Below are 14216 nucleotides of genomic sequence, written 5' to 3' on the forward strand. Positions count from 1 at the left end.
CCACTATTCTCTCTCTGTCGCCATCGTAACACGGTGATGAGCATGGGTAGGGAGTGTATAAACACTCGCCGTCAACCCTTCCTTATGAACAGTTAACAGTCTTCTAGCCACGATTTCACAAGCAACAGAGGGAGTTTTAAAGTTGGACTGAGGTTTCTGATCTCCAATCCCATCCGACCTCACCGATTGAGGTTGATTTCGACTGAATCCCTGTGTTTGAGAAACCTGAGTTCCGTTCTTCATTATAGTTGCTGACCCTCTCAATCCCATATATTTGGGTCAACAAATGTAATCTTAACGGGACTGAGAACCAAACTACCTATCCTCAATTATCGGGGTTGGGGCTAATTTTAACTCGTTAATACTGTAGGGGCGGGTTCTTAACAATTCTTTGATTCTAACCGATCACCTGACTAAACCCGCCCCCTTCTGAGGCTTTTTTTAACTTAGAATAATGGCATAATATTACTACCGAATTAGTGCCATGTCTATTTCTAAGATTTAGTATTCCCCGGATACCGGATTTATAGCAGTTATCAAGGTACTTATGACCCTTGATCAGCATAAGTTCGATAATCTTTCACATAGAATTTACCATATCTAATGTCAAAATACCCCTAGATTTATTGACAACTAACTCCATCATTTCTAGCCATTGAGAACCTATTAAAATTTCAGGCAGTTCATCGCCAACATGAACTGGGATAATAAATTCTTCTCCATCCAGAATTACTTTGCCTTCATAGATATCAAAAAACTCATCTCCCCGCGCTGTCTGCATCTCGACTTGGGGAGCAATTAAAGACCATTGTAAGGCTTGTAGGTCTTGAGAATTAATTGCCAGCCAACCTGTGGTAAAACCAGTGTCGAACAACACTTCTATTGGAAAGGATTCACCATGAGTTGCAATTAATTCAATTTCAAAGAATAACTGCCCATTTTCACCAAATGTACCTGCGATCATATCATGCCACAGGTTCCTCTTTCATTGAGACGAAATGCGGTCATTTTAATATTTTGTTCGCCATAAATCTCGCGTATTTTTTCAATTAACTTGGGTAATTGGGGTGCAATTAAATAATCTTCACTATCAGGTTCGATAGCAATGAAATAATTATAATATTCATCTATTAATTGGGGGCGTAGTCTTTCAAATATCGCTCGGCAACGCAGACCTAATTGAGTTCTTTCTGCTTTGCGTTTTGCTAATTCTTCGGGGGGGATGGTATTTTCTTTTAAGATTCTACCCCGTCTTACTTGTCGCTTCTCTGATAAGTTCGTCATGTTTTTAATAAAGTAAATTTTACTATGTTTTATTATAGCTAATAAATATTATTTTGTCAAGTTAGGGATGGGAGAGGTGCGATCGCGCTTTTGGTGATTGGGGATGGGAGAGACGGGCTTTGAGATGGGGAGATGGGAGAGGCGCGATCGTGATCAGAACTTTTTGTTTATAGTACAGTTTACCAGAATTGAATTACATCTGATTGATGACTATAAAACAGCTTGTCTAATTACCTCCTCAAAAGAAGAATCGAATAATGAATTAATATTTGATTCTAACAAACTGAGCATTTTACTTTCTACTGGATGATCGGGAAAATGACCCAATTTCTCAACTTTACGCAATAAAGCATTATAAAAGTCTTCATACTCTCCTTCAAAACCCATAAGAGTCATGGTTGTTAAAGCTAATCCAAGAGTAACACCATGCTGACGGAAAAAATGATAATGACTTCCTCTATATTCAAACTCACCTGTTTCATCAAAATAATGTTCTGTGTTTTTTTGCAAAACTTGAATCACCATTTTATTGATATTCACTCTAAAAATACAATGATTAAGCTCTTGATGAAAAGTAAAAATTTGAGATTCAAACACACTCAATTTATCAAGACAACAGTTAACAACTTCTTGTAACTCATTAATTGCATCTTCTGGATCATAAAATTGCTCGGAATAATTTGCACTTAGACGACTTATTATTTCTCTAACATGAACATTCATTTCCTCAATTCTAGCATTAATTTTTTCATCAAGAGAGCCTAATTCGTTTTCAAAAGCAATGAGAAACTGTCGCCAGAAATTAATCTCATCTTGAGCATCTTTATTAAATTTATTACGTTCTTTCTGGAGTTCTTGAATTGACTTTCTCAGGCGCTCGTGCTTATTGATTTTATCATTAATCTTGTCAATTTTGTCATTAAATTTTGCCCTTTCTACATCAATACGTTCACCTTCTTCTTGCCACTCTTTTGCTAGAGCATTGATATAATTATCCTCAGAGTCAATAGAGCTTATTTCCCGTTCAAGATAATTCCTTTCTTGTTTAATTGACTGTTCAGTTTCATAAGTTGGTCTTGCAGAACTACGATTAATTCTGTCAATATTAGCGTTATATCGATCTCGTCGATCTCTCCATCTTTCGTAACGAGCATTATAACTCTGGCGACGGGATAAAATGCTAACATAATTAGCATTATGAGCTTCTTCACGAGAGTTAAGTTTTGTTCTATCCTTAGTAATTTCATGATCAAGTGATTCGATAGAATTACGAATTGGCTCTAGGTCTTCAAGCTTTGATGAAATTAGATTCCATTTAGATTCTAATTGTTCTCCGTAGGATTCTTTCTCTTGTTTCCATTCTTCTAACTCTTGATCCCTGAGTTCATATCCTTGTTTTTGCACCTCTGAAATATAGGTTTTAATTAAATCATTAAAAGAATCAATGCTTTCATTTAAAATATAATCAACCGCTCGATTAACATAATCAATTTTATCCTCAAAAGATTCAGATTTATTTTGTTCTATTGGATTAGCTAATATTTGCTGAACAATAGCATTGACTTGTTGGGCAATGGAATTATCTGCTTGTTCAGATTGAATAGGAAGACTGATCAAAAAATCGAATAGGGTGTAACAAATTTTATGTAAAGGTTGATCACAAGTATCTGTACCTGTAGCTCTTTCACAAGCAGAATGAGCATATATTCTGACTAATTCTCGTTTAACTTGACTTACATATTCATCAGGTGTTTTTTGTTGTTGATAGTTAATTAATTCTTGGAAAATTATCCCTTTTTGACCTGATAACATTTGTTGAGATTGATGTAATAATTCTGAGATTCCTTCTCCTGTTAAACAATTAACACCGACAATCATCGGTTGAGAACCTTCTCCTAAAATATCCCGATGAACTTTGAGTATTTGAGTAGTCACATCTTGAATATTAGCTTCAGTGGCAAAATAACTCATTCCTGTTTGTTTATTGACAAACATATTGAAAACATAAATGATATTTTGATGATGTTTTAACAAGTCTCTGAGGTATTTTCTGTCTCCCCTTGCGAACTGTTTATCAGGAGCAATCAAATAGTAAATTAAATCAGGTTGAAAATTCAGACTTTTATAGTGACTAATAGTTAAATTTTGTTCAGAAGGTTCTTGATCTTTTTTGTATGTTAATAACTTGACTTCTGAAACCAAAGGAAAATCATCAAATTGCTTGACATTTAAAGCAACACGATTATAATTTTCTAAAAAATCATCACTACAAATACCCGGAAGATCAAAGTATTTTAAACCAATGGGAAATTCAATCAAGTTAATTTCTTTAGTACAATCTTGACGACCAGTTGATAGGAAGTAATCAATTCCCAATAAACGATTTCCTAATGTTGTTTTACCACTGTGAGTTCTTCCAGTAGCAAAAATATTAATAGTGCTGATATTTTGCGGATAATTTGCTAATTTTTCAATGATTAATTTAGCACGAATTTGAGATATAGAGGGTGGATTAAGTTGGAAGTACATAATATGTCACCTAATTTTTAGAAAAAATTTGCCATTGGATAAGAGAGAATTGCTTGATCTTCTGTCATAATGATTAAATCCTGCTCTAAAGATTGACAGAGTAAAAGACGATCAAAAGGATCATTATGTAATGGTGGTAATTTAGCTAATTGAGTAATCGTAGTTTCAGCAATAGATAAGCTAGAAATTAGATGCTTTTCACGCTGTTGAGGAAGATAAATTTCAGGAGATTCTGGTAATGGTAATTTTCCTAATTGATATTTAATCATTGCTTCCCAAACAGAAACTACACTGAGGTAAATCTCGTTATCTTGATTACTAATAGCATCACAAAATTTTTGAGGAAGTCGTTTATTATTAGTAATAAACCACAGAAAGATATGAGTATCTAACAGAATTTTCATGGATTTTCAAATAATTTAATAATTTCTTCAGGAAGGGGAGCATTAAAATCATCAGGTACAACAAATTCACCCTCACATAAACCAATAGGACGGCGTTCTTTCTGAGATTGGTTTGTGGGTATGGGTTTAATTTCAGCAATAGGTTGATTAGCTTGAGTGATAATTAAGCTATTACCTTCTTGAATCAGTTTGATAAATCCTGATAAATTCTGCTGAATGTCATCTATGTTGAGAGTAATCATGGTTGAGTTTTGCTAAGTGAAAATAAGAATTATTCAAGCGAGCATTTTTTTGAAAAGGAGTAGGTATTACCTACCCCCACTTTCGCTAACTGAGTTGTAACAAAATCCGCTCTAAAATATTTACGATTTGCTCCTCTGCATACCGAGCATTCTGGTTTACGGCTAAATTGTTAATCTCTTCTGCATAGGATTGCAAAGTAGCTTTGACTTCCTGCCTTCCATTATTCACAATTGCTTGAAAGTTAGCCTGTAAATCTAGTTGTGGATTAGCCTTTTCAATCCCTAAACCAATAGCTAATAGGTTTTCAACAACAGGGTAGCCACCTTGTAAATATTTTTGACCGACAACTTTTTCTTTTTCAAACAATTCTTGTACTTGTTTGACAACTTTTTTCTTAACTTCTTTCATGCCCACTAAGCGTTTTTCAGTAGTTGTAATTGTTTTGACAAGAGGCTTAATAACATCCTCTGTGACGGTCACTTCTTTCTTTTGTTTACTTGCTCCCATTGCACCACCTGTTAAAGCACCACCTATTACAGCAGCAGCTAGAGGGGCTGCTAGTCCACCAGTTGCTACTGTAACACCAGCAGCAGCTAAACCCATTAAACCAGCAGCCAATCCACCTAAACCTGCTAATCCGCCAACAGCAACACCACCAGCAATACGACCTGCTGATCGCTCTCCATCAACCCATTCTTTTCTTGACTCTTGAGATTCTTCATAATCTACAACTTGCTGTTTAACCTCTACATCTTGAACATCAGGAATCCAATCACTTTCTTCCACTTCTTTATCTACATAACGTATATCAGGAACTAAAATGGTTTCTGCTTCCTGTCGTGAAATTTTTGCGTCTTTAGCCAAGCGATCTATAGCACTATTGAGTTGTTGTTGAGCTTCTAAAAGAGCATCCTCTTCTCTGAATACTCGAATACCATAATCAGCAATAGCCATATATGCTTCATTGAGTAAGTCTTGATCCCCTAATTTTTGATCGACAACACAGGTAGCTAAACGACTGGCAATGTGAATCAATGCTTTGCGATAACGACGACTACGCTCTTTTTTCGCAAAAGATTTTAATTCATCTTGTAGAACTTGTCCCATGTTACCAATCTTATTATCTGGCAACATTTGACACATAAGTTCAGTGATCTTGTTTACCCCCGTTCCAGTTAAGCAGTTTACTTCAACAATAGGAACTGGTACATGGGGATAAAACTCTTGGAAAATCTTTGTAATCTGCTGCCGGGAATCTTCAATATTTTCTTTAGTGGTAATCTGTGACCCATCTGGATTATAGAAAATATTGAGGGCAAAAATTACTTTATTTTTGTTGCTTTGTTTGGTTTGTTGTCGCAGTAAAGAGCGTAAATATTTACCATCTTCTCGGACAAAACCGCGATGAGGGGCAACAACATAAAGAATGATATCAGGCTTAACATTTTGCTGATTTTCTTGGGATTGCCATTCAGTAACAGAAACTACTCTTTTGACGACTTGTTTTGTAGTCGGATAATCTGATAAATTCCATAATTCAAACTTATTGATTGGCTTTAAACCTTCATCTTCATCGTCAATTTGAGGTAAAAGTAAGGTAGCTCTGTTAATGTTTTCGTAAGTTTCATTACATCCCCCTGCGCCTGGAAGATCAAAGTAACGTAAATTACTCCGCATCTGGAAGAAAACATCCATCCAGGTACAGTCAGTTTTCCCTGTACGGGGTAAAACTGATTTGATCGTCTCAGCGAGTTCTTGATTGGGATCTATAAAAGTAGTTGCTAAGGTTGTTTTACCTGCACTTGTCCGTCCTGTAGCATAAAAATTAACGGGTTCAGGAAATAGCTCTCGTTTTGATTGTGCTTGAACAAATTCTGCATCTACTCTACCTTCTAAATCTAATTCTCTGAGATCGAGTAATTTAAGAACATCGGGACGATCGGAAAAGATGAATCTTAGAGTCTGTAATGCTGTTTTAACCACGATATACTCCTTGCTTTAAGTAACTAATTTTGGCAATTAATAAACCAATCAATCGGTTCAAACTTTGGTTTTTCTAACTCTGCCTGATACTCAGCTAATTTTTCTTCCTGAATTTCTTTGAGTATCCCTAAGTTAGTTTGCATCCATTCTATAGGAATATCTGATTCCATTTCAAATAGACGCGGTTGATGCAGTGGATTAATATTAAGATAGTATAAATCCGCTAAAAATGCTGCTACCAATTGATGAATTTTAACAATTGATTGCCGAACTGTTTGCAAACTATCTTCTTCACTTAAACCCTCTGACATCAATTTTTGTTGTTCTTCTTTCCAATTCCAAGGTAGTGTCACTGACAGAGATTCTTCTAAACCCCAAAAGGTAACATGAAAGTAAACCTTTTGGTCGGTAATATCACTATAAATGACGGCTGTAGGAACTGGTGATAAATCACTAGATAATTGTTTTACCTCCGCATCAAAAATTGAATTCTTGAAAAACTTACCGTAATATTCTACGGGACAAACATCATTAAGAGGATAATATCTTTCCAGAAATTCTTTAACTTCACTTCTGACCTCTTTTTGTAGATTAGTATTAAACTCTGGACAATCTTCAATATCAGGGGGAGAAATCATCATCAATAAACGATGCTTTTTCTGTCCTTCTATTAAGATTTTTTGCATCTCCTCACGGCTAATAATCCCTGCCCAATTTTTCAAATCCCAATTTGACTGAATTTCTTGAATTTTCAGGGCGATTTTCAGGGCTTCTTGTTCGCGCAAAATATCGAGATACAAATAACTCAAGTTACGTTTTTCGGTGAGTTCTTCTTCCATGATTTGAAGTTCTCTTTCCCGTAGTCGTAAGGCTTTCTCTACCTGTTCTCTCTGACCTTCGGCGATCTTTACCTCCTGTTTTAAACGACTTTTGGCTAAGTCTAATTCTTGTTTTTTGAGTTGTAAGGTTCGTTCAGAAATTTCAAGGGCGCGATCTTCTCGTTCCGCTTGTGCTTTGGCAATTTCAATGTTTGCTCGTACTTCAACTTCCCTCATATTAGCAAGGTCAGCTTGAATATTAAGCAATTCCTTCTCTCTTTGGGTTTTACCGCGTAAATACTCAGCTTCAGCTTTACGCGATCGCTCATCTCGCCTCACTAGCTCACTTTTATCAGGTGGATTAGACGGCTTTCCCTTGGAGGACTTGTCGGTGAGCTTTCTACTAGCAACCACTGATATAATTCGGCTGGCAGTCATGGTCATAAATCCACTTATAGCCACAAAGAAATAGGGAACTGGCATATAACCTCATGCACTCAAATTATGTTTATTAGCAATAGCAAGGTTGAAATTTATCAGTCGCCTCCGTCATCACCGCCATCACAACCTCCATCATCGTGGTCATCATCGTGGTCGTAACCGCCATAAACACAACCATCGTGATGATCGTCTTCATCGTGATAATCTTCCTCATGGTGATGATCTTCCTCAACATGGTCACTGGCTGGACTATTGTCTTCATAAGGCTCGGTACTGCGACGATGACGTTTTAGTTCATCACTCAGACCATTCAAAGCATTATTCAGGTTTTGAGTCATGGATTTTCACTCCTAATAATTTTGGGTTATGCAAGTTCTCTAATTAAGACTGCCGTTTACCTTAAGTACGAGGTGTAGCGCGATCGCGTACTGGCCACCGCTAAATAACTCCTCGCAACTCTCTATCTAGGTATCCAATTTCAGCCGCAACTTTTACGCAAAAAGCCGAAACTTGTTAAGTCGTTGTTCATTGGTTAATCTCCTGAACTCTTGAATCTGAATTTTTTGGGGAAAACCCGGTTTCTTGGATCTGTTCTGAGTGTGCGTAGGCGGACTTTAACTTTGTAGCGACAGGTTGAAACCTATCGAACAAAATTGATGATGCCAATAGGCTACCACCCTCTCACGGAAAAAAAGTTGCCAGAAAGTGAATTCAGAGGTGAAAAAAGTGACAAAAAGTGACAAAAAGTGAATCCAGAGGTTGAAATGCCTATTTACAGGGAGATAGACCGTATTTTAACTACTATTAATCAATTCCAAATAGATGTTTAAAATTAATTTTATGAAAATTGAATCTTAATTCAGTCAAATCTTAATAAAATCTCTAATTTTTAAATTATGTTTTAATGAATCAAGACAGAATATAATCAATACAGCACAGTTACAGGTTGACTAAATGGCAATTTTACATGGAAGTTGGTGCATGACGCCGGGTGGGTCTTTCTTTCTATGGGGAGAAACCTGGCGACGAGTCCCGTCAGAGTCCTTTTATTCAGAAGCAATTTTCCCCTATCCTTTTGCTTTAAATGATACAGAATTATTGACTCAACCCTTATTAAAAAATATTGGTTTATCAAATATTCCATCCCAACAAATTATAGCGTTACCAACAAATATTTCTGAATCTGGAGAACTGACTCCGATTTATTCTGCTACAACTAATATTCCTAAATCCTATCTTTATCCTTGGCAAATTACGGGAATTTCTCTTAATCCCAAACAAGCGTTTCAATTTTTACAATCTCTACCCTTGAATACCGTTATAACATCTGATTCCGACCTGGGGGAAGATCTACGTTTTTGGTCACATATTGCCCGTTGGAGTTTGGATTTATTAGCCCGATCTAAATTTTTACCCGGATTAATTAAACAATCTGATCAAACTATTATATCTCAATGGCAACCGCTTCTTGATAGTGCGATTGATCAAGCTAGATTATTACGTTTTGCCCAACAAATGCCAACGGTTTGTCGAGTATATCAGGAGTTAATAGAAGGTGATAGTTTGGCGATTAATTTACCCCTGTCTGCTGAGGATATTATTATTAATTTTTTATCGATAATGATTGATCAACAGGTGAGAAATATAGCTAAAGAAGTTGATCAAAAAGCGATTGTATCACTTCCAATTTGGCAAAAATGGTTACAGAGTTTAGGACAAAAAGAAAATACTATTAATGCTGAATTAACAGAAATAGAATTCCTAGAAACCACTTTAAAAAATTGGACTTCTCCCCTACAATATTCTTTATCTGAATTTAATCTATTTTCGACGGCTTTTCGTTTACATCCTCCCACGGAATATAATTCTAATTGGCAATTAGAATATTGTCTACAAGCTATTGATCAACCTGAATTTATTGTTAATTCTAATATTGTTTGGAATCATCCTGTTGACTCATTTAATTATCGAGGGAGAACCATTAAACATCCCCAAGAAACCCTGTTAAAAGGCTTAGGACTGGCTTCAAAATTATATCCGGTAATTGAAACCAGTTTACAGCAAGCACGCCCCCAAAGCTGTAGTTTAAATCCTTTACAAGCTTATCAATTCTTGAAAAGCTATGCTTGGCGCTTTACTGATAGTGGTTTAGGGGTAATATTACCTCCGAGTTTAGCAAATCGAGAGGGGTGGGCGAGTCGATTAGGATTAAGTATTAAAGCAGAAACCCCTAAATTAAAAACTAATGAAAGATTAGGATTAAAAAGTCTATTAAACTTTAAATGGCAATTATCAATTGGTGGTCAAACCATGACTAAGGCGGAATTTGATCGCTTAGTTGCTAAGGAAAGTCCGTTAGTAGAAATTAATGGGGAATGGGTAGAATTACGCGAATCGGATATTAGATCGGCAAAGATATTTTTTAGTCAGCGCAAAGATGAAATGACGCTTTCCTTAGAAGATGCGTTAAGGTTATCAACGGGAGATACTCAAATGATTGAAAAATTACCTGTTGTTAATTTTGAAGCGGGAGGAAAATTACAGGAATTATTAAATACTTTAACCAATAATCGTAACTTAGAACCGATTCCGAATCCTAAAGATTTTAAAGGGGAATTACGACCTTATCAAGCTAGAGGTGCAGGTTGGTTGTCTTTCCTAGAACAATGGGGTTTAGGAGCTTGTTTGGCTGATGATATGGGATTGGGAAAAACCATAGAATTTATTGCTTTTTTACTACATTTAAAAGAACAGAATAGTTTAGAAAATCCAGTTTTATTGGTTTGTCCAACATCGGTTTTAGGAAATTGGGAACGGGAGGTTAAAAAGTTTAGTCCCACCCTAAAAGTTATGGTTCATCATGGCGATAAACGGGCTAAAGGTAATAATTTTACTAAAATAATTCAAGATAAAAATTTAGTGATTACCAGTTATCCGTTAACCTTCCGAGACGAGAAAGAATTGCAAGGAGTAACTTGGCAAGGACTGGTATTAGATGAAGCTCAAAATATTAAAAATCCCGATGCTAAACAGTCAAAAACCATTAAAAATATTAACGCATCGTTTAAAATAGCACTAACAGGAACTCCGGTAGAAAATCGCCTCTCGGAATTGTGGTCAATTATGGATTTCTTGAATCCAGGGTATTTAGGACAACGACTATTTTTTCAACGACGGTTTGCTATTCCCATTGAAAAATATGGGGATACGGATTCTTTAAAGATTTTGCGATCGCTCGTACAACCCTTTATTTTACGTCGCTTAAAAACCGATAAGGATATTATTCAAGATTTACCGGAAAAACAGGAAAATATAGTATTTTGTCCTTTAACAACTGAACAAGCAACCCTCTATCAAAAAATTGTTGATGACTCCTTAGAAAAAATTGATGATGCGGCAGGAATTCAACGTCGAGGAATGATTTTAGCTTTATTAGTCAGACTGAAACAAATTTGTAACCATCCGGTTTTAATCGAAGCTAAAGTTAAAAATAGTAAAAAATCAGATATAATTAAAACTCAATATTCAGGAAAATTACAACGTTTAACAGAAATGTTAGATGAGGTTTTAGCAGAAGGCGATCGGGCTTTAATTTTTACTCAATTTGCTGAATGGGGAAAAGTATTACAACCCTATTTAGAACATTATTTTCAACGAGAAATATTATTTCTATATGGAAGTACCTCAAAAAATAAACGGGAAGAAATGATTGATCGCTTTCAAAATGATCCCCAAGCTCCTCCAATTATGATATTATCGTTAAAAGCCGGAGGAGTAGGATTAAATTTAACCCGGGCGAATCATGTTTTTCACTTTGACCGATGGTGGAACCCCGCAGTGGAAAATCAGGCGACAGATCGAGTTTTTAGAATTGGTCAAACCCGCAATGTACAAGTCCATAAATTCGTTTGTACAGGAACATTAGAGGAAAAAATCCATGATTTAATTGAAAGTAAAAAAGCGTTAGCGGAACAGGTTGTTAGTGCGGGAGAAGATTGGTTAACAGCTTTAGATACTGATCAACTCAGAGATCTATTAATATTAGATCGGAACTCAATTATTGAAGAAGAAATCCCATTATAGCCCCGTTGTTGCGCTTAAGCGCATCTTATCTTATAAAAATTATGTGCGCTAAAGCGCAACAACAAGGAGGATAAAATGAGTCAAGAATGGTGGTCACAACAATGGTTAGATTTATTAGACAAATATCGGTTTAAAAAACGCTTGGAACGGGCTAGAAATTACGCGAGAGAAGGTAACGTTTTAAATATTGAATTTAAAGATCAAAAAGTTTTAGCACAGGTTCAGGGGACTCAAATTGAACCTTATACCGTTTCCTTGTGGTTAGATATATTTAGTAATGAAGAATGGAATTATATTATCGCCACCCTATCACAACGGGCAATTTTTAGTGCTAAATTATTAGCCGGAGAAATGCCGCCGGATATTGAGGATGTGTTTGCCGCCAATGGGTTAAGATTATTTCCTTTTTCCCTAGATAATGTTCATTCTGAATGTAGTTGTCCAGATCAAGCTAATCCCTGTAAACATATTGCCGCAGTTTATTATATGTTAGGCGATCGCTTTAGTGAAGATCCTTTCGTTTTATTTCAACTGAGGGGAAAAAATGCCGAACAAATTATTAATGCTTTACGACAGTTGCGAGGTCAAAGTAAAGATGAAATTAACGTTGCTACCTCGGAAGAAATAACGATAAAATTTAATCCTAATTCGTTAAAAATTGATCAATTTTGGAATTACTCTCAACAGCTAGATTCTGCTTTAGTTGTGATTACACCGCCTCCGAGTAGTGAAACGGTACTTGATATTTTAGGGGCAATGACCTTAGCCACAATCGGGATGAAGTCTACAAATCGTTCTACATTATCTGACACAGATATTGTGATGCAATATTTAGAAACAGTCTACAAAAATGTCAGCCAGCAAGCGGTTTTAGTAGCACTTAATCGGGAAGAAAATTAATTGATCAATCAACAAAATAGGGTAATTTAGTATCTGATATGTTAAAAACCATATCAAGTAGGTGATCATATTCATCAAGATTGTCAACCTCTAATGTAAAAATGAGAAGTGTAGCCTTGCGTTAGGGATGGTTTAGAATCGTGGTTTTTAAAATTGGTTTATTAGGACTAGGAACAGTTGCAACCGGAGTGGTTGAAATTCTGTCCAACCCGGAGGGTCGTCATCCCTTGTTATCGGAGTTAAGTTTGCATCGGGTAGGGGTGCGATCGCTTGCTAAACCCCGCAGTGTCAATATACCCGAACATATGCTGACAACGGATTTAGAAGCAATTGTCATTGATCCGGCCATTGATATTGTGGTGGAATTAATCGGCGGTTTGGAACCAGCGCGATCGCTCATTCTACAAGCGATTGAAAATGGCAAGCATATTGTTACCGCCAATAAAGCCGTGATTTCCCGTTATGGGAGTGAAATTTTTGATGCGGCGAATAAAAAAGGGGTTTATGTGATGTTAGAGGCCGCCGTTGGGGGCGGGATTCCGGTGATTCAACCGTTAAGACAATCCTTGGCTGCGAATCGGATTCAAACAGTCACCGGAATTATTAATGGGACAACTAACTATATTTTGACCCGGATGAAAAATGAGGGGGCAGATTTCTCTGAAGTTTTAGCGGATGCTCAACGGTTAGGATATGCAGAAGCTGACCCCACCGCCGATATTGATGGCTTAGATGCAGGAGATAAAATTGCGATTCTGGCGTCCTTAGCTTTTGGAGGCAGAATTAAGTTAGAACAGGTTTATTGTGAAGGGATTAGAAAGGTGACGGCGACGGATATCACCTATGCGGAAAAATTGGGATTTGTGATTAAGTTATTAGCGATCGCAAGCCGAAATCCCCAGGCGACTCCCGAACAGGATTTATTATCGGTTCGAGTTCATCCGACTTTAGTTCCATTTTCCCATCCTTTAGCCAGTATTAATGATGTTTATAATGCCATTTTAGTTGAAGGAGAACCGATTGGACAGGTAATGTTTTTTGGCAGGGGAGCCGGATCGGGGCCTACGGCGAGTGCTGTAGTTTCTGATATGTTGAATATTATTGCTGTTTTACAAATGCAAGAAGCAGAAGTCGTTAATCCGATTATTCCCCATGAAATGATGAGTTGTAGTCATCAACATTACTGTAAAATTGCGCCGATGGAGGATCTAGTCACCCGTTTTTATACTCGGTTTCTGACTAAGGATTCTCCTGGGGTAATTGGCAAATTAGGCACTTGTTTTGGTCAGCATCAGGTCAGTATAGAATCGATTGTACAAACGGGATTTCATGAAAATTTAGCAGAAATTGTTGTGGTTACCCATGATGTTTTGGAGGGTAATTTTAATCAAGCTTTAAGTGAAATTAAAGGTTTTGATGAAATTGACAGTATTCCTAGTATTTTAAGGGTACTGTAAATCAGTCATCAGTAAACAGTTATCAGTTATCAGTGTAAGAGTTATCAGTTATCAGTGTAAAAGTTATTAGTTAT

The 14216-nt window shown here is 36.5% G+C and carries 12 protein-coding genes; 3 read left to right on the forward strand and 9 right to left on the reverse strand.

The features are described from left to right. Window positions 1-3: 3 nt before the first annotated feature. From AC2D3N_RS12780 to AC2D3N_RS12820, 9 genes are all read right to left on the reverse strand, one after another. A complete protein-coding gene (locus AC2D3N_RS12780) occupies window positions 4-243 on the reverse strand; it encodes a hypothetical protein (protein WP_484691052.1) in 240 nt (79 codons plus the stop codon). Window positions 244-580: 337 nt separating this feature from the next. Continuing rightward, complete coding sequence (locus AC2D3N_RS12785; protein WP_484691053.1) at window positions 581-964, reverse strand: aspartyl protease; 384 nt, start codon at window positions 962-964, stop codon at window positions 581-583. Continuing rightward, window positions 961-1284 (reverse strand): hypothetical protein, encoded by a 324-nt coding sequence (locus AC2D3N_RS12790; protein WP_079681079.1) that lies wholly within the window; start codon window positions 1282-1284, stop codon window positions 961-963. The genes AC2D3N_RS12785 and AC2D3N_RS12790 overlap by 4 nt, the downstream gene beginning before the upstream one ends. A 210-nt stretch (window positions 1285-1494) precedes the next feature. Continuing rightward, window positions 1495-3813, reverse strand: a complete 2319-nt coding sequence (locus AC2D3N_RS12795) for a GTPase (RefSeq protein WP_484691054.1) — start codon at window positions 3811-3813, stop codon at window positions 1495-1497. Window positions 3814-3830: 17 nt separating this feature from the next. Further along, the gene (locus tag AC2D3N_RS12800; RefSeq protein ID WP_484691055.1) at window positions 3831-4217 is read right to left on the reverse strand and encodes a type II toxin-antitoxin system VapC family toxin; all 387 of its coding nucleotides are present in this window, start codon (window positions 4215-4217) and stop codon (window positions 3831-3833) included. Next, entirely contained in the window at window positions 4214-4459 is a 246-nt protein-coding gene (locus AC2D3N_RS12805) for a type II toxin-antitoxin system Phd/YefM family antitoxin (RefSeq protein WP_484691056.1), read from the reverse strand. The genes AC2D3N_RS12800 and AC2D3N_RS12805 overlap by 4 nt, the downstream gene beginning before the upstream one ends. A gap of 85 nt (window positions 4460-4544) precedes the next feature. Further along, window positions 4545-6443 carry a GTPase family protein gene (locus AC2D3N_RS12810; RefSeq protein WP_484691057.1) on the reverse strand — a complete coding sequence of 633 codons (1899 nt, stop codon included), beginning with the start codon at window positions 6441-6443 and terminating at the stop codon, window positions 4545-4547. A gap of 23 nt (window positions 6444-6466) precedes the next feature. Then, entirely contained in the window at window positions 6467-7744 is a 1278-nt protein-coding gene (locus AC2D3N_RS12815) for a hypothetical protein (protein WP_484691058.1), read from the reverse strand. 53 nt (window positions 7745-7797) lie between these two features. After that, window positions 7798-8040 carry a hypothetical protein gene (locus tag AC2D3N_RS12820; protein ID WP_484691059.1) on the reverse strand — a complete coding sequence of 81 codons (243 nt, stop codon included), beginning with the start codon at window positions 8038-8040 and terminating at the stop codon, window positions 7798-7800. A 616-nt stretch (window positions 8041-8656) separates the two neighbouring features. Between AC2D3N_RS12820 and AC2D3N_RS12825 the strand changes: the two genes are divergently transcribed. From AC2D3N_RS12825 to AC2D3N_RS12835, 3 genes are all read left to right on the forward strand, one after another. Continuing rightward, window positions 8657-11785 (forward strand): DEAD/DEAH box helicase, encoded by a 3129-nt coding sequence (locus tag AC2D3N_RS12825; RefSeq protein ID WP_484691060.1) that lies wholly within the window; start codon window positions 8657-8659, stop codon window positions 11783-11785. Between the two features lie 75 nt (window positions 11786-11860). Continuing rightward, on the forward strand, window positions 11861-12685 hold the full coding sequence (locus AC2D3N_RS12830) for an SWIM zinc finger family protein (RefSeq protein WP_079681083.1): 825 nt from the start codon (window positions 11861-11863) through the stop codon (window positions 12683-12685). Window positions 12686-12825: 140 nt separating this feature from the next. Beyond that, window positions 12826-14142 carry a homoserine dehydrogenase gene (locus AC2D3N_RS12835; protein ID WP_484691061.1) on the forward strand — a complete coding sequence of 439 codons (1317 nt, stop codon included), beginning with the start codon at window positions 12826-12828 and terminating at the stop codon, window positions 14140-14142. Window positions 14143-14216: the final 74 nt, after the last annotated feature.

It is taken from the genome of Planktothrix sp. PLAVEN19ND (genome assembly GCF_057220675.1).